Below are 4,038 nucleotides of genomic sequence, written 5' to 3'. Positions count from 1 at the left end.
TTTAAATGAAATGGTAAAACGTAACGTACAGGCACAAAGGCCAATTGAAATAGGTATATTGGAAGAAGAAGGTGTATGCTATAGTATTTTTTCATATTTAGAAGGGGAAGATGCGAAGAAGCTATTGCCTACGTATTCACCAAAAGAACAATATGATATTGGTATAGAGGCAGGAAAAGATTTAGCAAAAATGCATACATATGAGGCTCCTAATAATATACTTCCATGGTATGAAAGAGCTATGAAAAAACATAGTAAATATGTAGAGGTATACAAAACATGCGGAATAAACATAAAAAATGATGATAAAATCATAAAGTTTATTGAAGAAAATGAAATATATTTAAAGAACCGCCCGAATCGATTTCAACACGATGATTTTCACTTAGAAAATATAATTGTACGTGATGCGAGATATGTAGGTGTTGTTGATTTTAATGGCTACGACTGGGGCGACCCAATTCATGATTTCGTAAAAATTGCACTGTTTGCAAGGGATATTAGTATTCCGTATTCAATCGGACAAATAGAAGGATATTTTAATGGGAGAATACCAGAGGAGTTCTGGAATTTATATGCGGTGTACGTTGGCATGACAGTTTTCTCCTCAGTTGTCTGGACATTACTAGCAGCGCCGCATATGTTAGATGATATGTTAGAGCGTCTTACTATAGTTTTAGAGGATCATAATAACTTTGAGTTATCGAAGCCAATTTGGTTTCAACCAGAGAAGATTGATATGACATAGAAAAGGTAGGTGTGATTCGCACCTACCTTTATTTTTTACCATCAAAATACTTATTTAATTTTCTTAAATGTAAGCGGCTGAGTACTTAATGTAGCTGGTACATGTAACTGAAGGGATGGGAATTCACCACTTACATTCATTTCATAAGCGAATAATAAGCTCATTTTCATTTGGAATAAGTCAACTTTTGTGGAGAAGATGTCGTAATGATGATGCCCTAATTGAATATCCATTTCCATAAATTGTACATATAACGAATCATCTCGTTTGTATACTTGTAATGTTCCGTATGCAGGATGTTCAAAAGTACCAGTATAATCCTCTAACTTGTGCGAAGGTGTAGTCCCTTTAATTTGTTCAGGGAGGGATTCAGTTGCTTCTTTCATCATTTCCTTCATTTTTTTAGTATCTTCTACAGCACGTTTATGCCAATCAATGGATTCTAATTCAAGTAGTTCGTCATAAATTTGATTAGCGAGATAAGTAGGAAGTAATGTTCCTCCAGCATTCGTTAAAATGACAAGGCCTATGTTTTCTGTTGGTATGAATGAAACAAGCGCTGAAAATCCATCGATATTACCGCCATGATGAATCACTTTTTTACCACGATAAGCGCTAATAAACCAACCAAGACCGTAACTATTTAATGGAGATTCAGGGAGTGATAAAACCGGTTGGTCTGGAATTGAATTGTGTGGTGTATACATTTGTTGTAATAATTCAGAGGAGATTAATTCATGATCTCCAAATTTTCCTTCATTTAAGTGGAGAAGTACCCAATTTGCCATATCTTCAATTGTGGAATTAATACACCCAGCAGCGCCAACTGTATCGATGTTACGGAATGGAACTGCTTTTATTTCACCGTCATTTTCAATGTAAGGTAAAGCGTAATCATCTGTAGTTTGTGAATCGTTAACAGAGAAGTTTGTATGTCTCATATTTAAAGGTTCTAAAATATGTTCTGTAGTGTATTGCTCCCACGTTTGATTTGTAATGTTTTCAACAATGTAGCTAATTGTTGCATACATTAAGTTGTTATATAGAAATGCAGTCCGGAACGGTGCATCAAGTGGTAAATGTTTTATTTTTTCAACGAGATCTTTTCGAGATAAGGAAGAACTGTACCAAAGAGCCTCATGACGACTCACTCCAGTTCGATGAGAAGCTAAATCACGTCCTGTAACTTGTGAGCTAGCAAGTAGTTCAGATAAAGTAAAATTAGGTATATAAGAAGGGACAGGAGCATCCCAATTAAACTTTTTTTGCTGTGCTAACAAGCTTAATGAAAGTGTACCAAACGCTTTCGTTGAGGAACCGATTGCGAATCGAGTATTCGGTGTAACAGCCTCTTTTGTTTCTATATTACGATAGCCGAAACCTTCTGAAAGAATAACTTCACCGTCTTTTATAACAGCGACAGCAACACCAGGAACATTTAAATCCTTCATCATTTTTTCAACCGTGGTTTGTAAAGAAGTCATAACAGGTGTTTCAATTTTAGACATATTTCTAACCTCCAAATATAAATTTTGATCTACCGCACTATACTTTCGGTAATAGAAAATGAAAACCTTTTAAAATATGGAAAGTTAATAATTTTGTAAGAATTAGCGCAAGAAATTTTATTAATTAAGATTATTAAATTTACCATTTTTCATGTTATGATAAATTCCATATACGATTGAAAGAAGGTTTTCCTACATATGAAACATGCTGAAAATGAATACTTAAATTTATGCCGCCATGTAATGGAACATGGTACGAAGAAAGAAGATCGTACAGGGACAGGAACTGTATCTGTATTTGGATATCAAATGCGTTTTGATTTGAGCAAAGGATTTCCTTTATTAACGACAAAAAGAGTACCATTTCGCCTTGTAGCAAGTGAACTACTTTGGTTTATGAAAGGTGATACAAATATTCGCTATTTATTGCAGCATAATAATAACATTTGGAATGAATGGGCGTTTAAGAGCTGGGTAGAAAGTGATGAGTATACTGGTCCTGACATGACTGATTTTGGTCTTCGCTCACAACAAGATGAAGAATTTAAAGTACAGTACGATGAGCAAATGGAATTGTTTAAAAAGAACGTTTTAGAAGATGATGAGTTCTCAAATAAATATGGTTATTTAGGAGACGTTTACGGTAAACAATGGCGTGCTTGGAAAACGACAGCTGGTGAGACACTTGATCAATTAAAAGATGTAATTGAAATGATTAAAAAAACACCAGACTCACGTCGTTTAATCGTTTCTGCTTGGAATCCTGAAGACGTACCGAGTATGGCATTACCGCCTTGTCATACATTATTCCAATTTTATGTAGCGGACGGAAAACTTTCTTGTCAGCTATATCAAAGAAGTGGTGACATATTCCTTGGAATTCCATTTAACATCGCAAGTTATTCACTACTAACACATTTAATTGCACATGAATGTGGTCTTGAAGTAGGAGAATTTGTTCATACAATTGGAGATGCACACATTTATACAAATCATTTTGAACAAGTAGAAAAGCAATTGGCACGTGAACCACGTCCATTCCCGAAACTTACATTAAATCCAGATGTGAAATCTGTGTTTGATTTTGAAATGGAAGATTTAAAGATTGAAGGATACGATCCGCATCCAGCAATTAAAGCACCGGTTGCAGTATAATTGTAGAGGAGATGAAAAAATGATTGTTTCATTTATGGTCGCGATGGACGAAAATAGAGTAATTGGTAAAGATAATAATTTACCTTGGCGTTTACCGAGTGAATTACAATACGTGAAGAAAACAACGATGGGCCACCCGCTTATTATGGGAAGAAAGAACTATGAAGCGATTGGTAGACCACTGCCTGGAAGACGTAATATTATTGTAACTCGTAATGAAGGGTATCATGTTGAAGGCTGTGAAGTTGTTCATTCTGTAGAAGAAGTATTTGAACTATGTAAAAATGAAGAAGAGATTTTTATTTTTGGCGGAGCGCAAATTTACAATCTCTTTTTACCTTATGTAGACAAGTTATATATAACAAAAATCCATTATGCATTTGAAGGAGATACATTCTTCCCAGAAATGGATATGACAAATTGGAAAGAGATTTTTGTAGAAAAAGGTTTAACGGATGAAAAAAACCCGTATACGTATTATTACCATGTATATGAGAAGCAACAATAATAAAAAAGATTGATGTGAGAATTCACATCAATCTTTTTATTTGTATTCACCAATATAAGTTTATAGATGAGATTCGATAGTGCTATAATGATAGGTAGCATGTAAAAATGCTAAAATTT

The 4,038-nt window shown here is 34.4% G+C and carries 4 protein-coding genes; 3 read left to right on the top strand and 1 reads right to left on the bottom strand.

Annotation, left to right across the window (positions count from 1 at the left end):
- On the top strand, window positions 1-748 hold a 748-nt coding region (locus ABWK52_RS26665; protein WP_353772254.1), incomplete at its 5' end, for an aminoglycoside phosphotransferase family protein.
- Window positions 749-798: 50 nt separating this feature from the next.
- Here the strand turns inward: ABWK52_RS26665 and ABWK52_RS26660 are convergent.
- Entirely contained in the window at window positions 799-2,256 is a 1,458-nt protein-coding gene (locus ABWK52_RS26660; RefSeq protein ID WP_000034348.1) for a serine hydrolase, read from the bottom strand.
- Between the two features lie 198 nt (window positions 2,257-2,454).
- On the opposite strand from ABWK52_RS26660, the gene ABWK52_RS26655 reads away from it, so the two are divergent.
- Window positions 2,455-3,411: a thymidylate synthase gene (locus ABWK52_RS26655; RefSeq protein ID WP_000679608.1), complete on the top strand. Its 957-nt coding sequence runs from the start codon at window positions 2,455-2,457 to the stop codon at window positions 3,409-3,411.
- Window positions 3,412-3,430: 19 nt separating this feature from the next.
- Window positions 3,431-3,919, top strand: a complete 489-nt coding sequence (locus tag ABWK52_RS26650) for a dihydrofolate reductase (RefSeq protein WP_087875312.1) — start codon at window positions 3,431-3,433, stop codon at window positions 3,917-3,919.
- The last annotated feature ends 119 nt before the right edge of the window (window positions 3,920-4,038 follow it).

The organism is Bacillus sp. AP50 (genome assembly GCF_040492675.1).
In the GTDB taxonomy this organism is placed as follows: Bacteria; Bacillota; Bacilli; order Bacillales; family Bacillaceae_G; genus Bacillus_A; species Bacillus_A cereus.
The sequence above is the reverse complement of the archived record's forward strand: the minus strand, read 5'-3'. Positions and strand labels throughout refer to the sequence as shown.

Bases quoted from the DNA above. Each gene is read 5' to 3' on its own strand.
- ABWK52_RS26660 (WP_000034348.1), bottom strand. From the start codon at position 2,256: ATGTCTAAAATTGAAACACCTGTTATGACTTCTTTACAAACCACGGTT.
- ABWK52_RS26655 (WP_000679608.1), top strand. From the start codon at position 2,455: ATGAAACATGCTGAAAATGAATACTTAAATTTATGCCGCCATGTAATG.
- ABWK52_RS26650 (WP_087875312.1), top strand. From the start codon at position 3,431: ATGATTGTTTCATTTATGGTCGCGATGGACGAAAATAGAGTAATTGGT.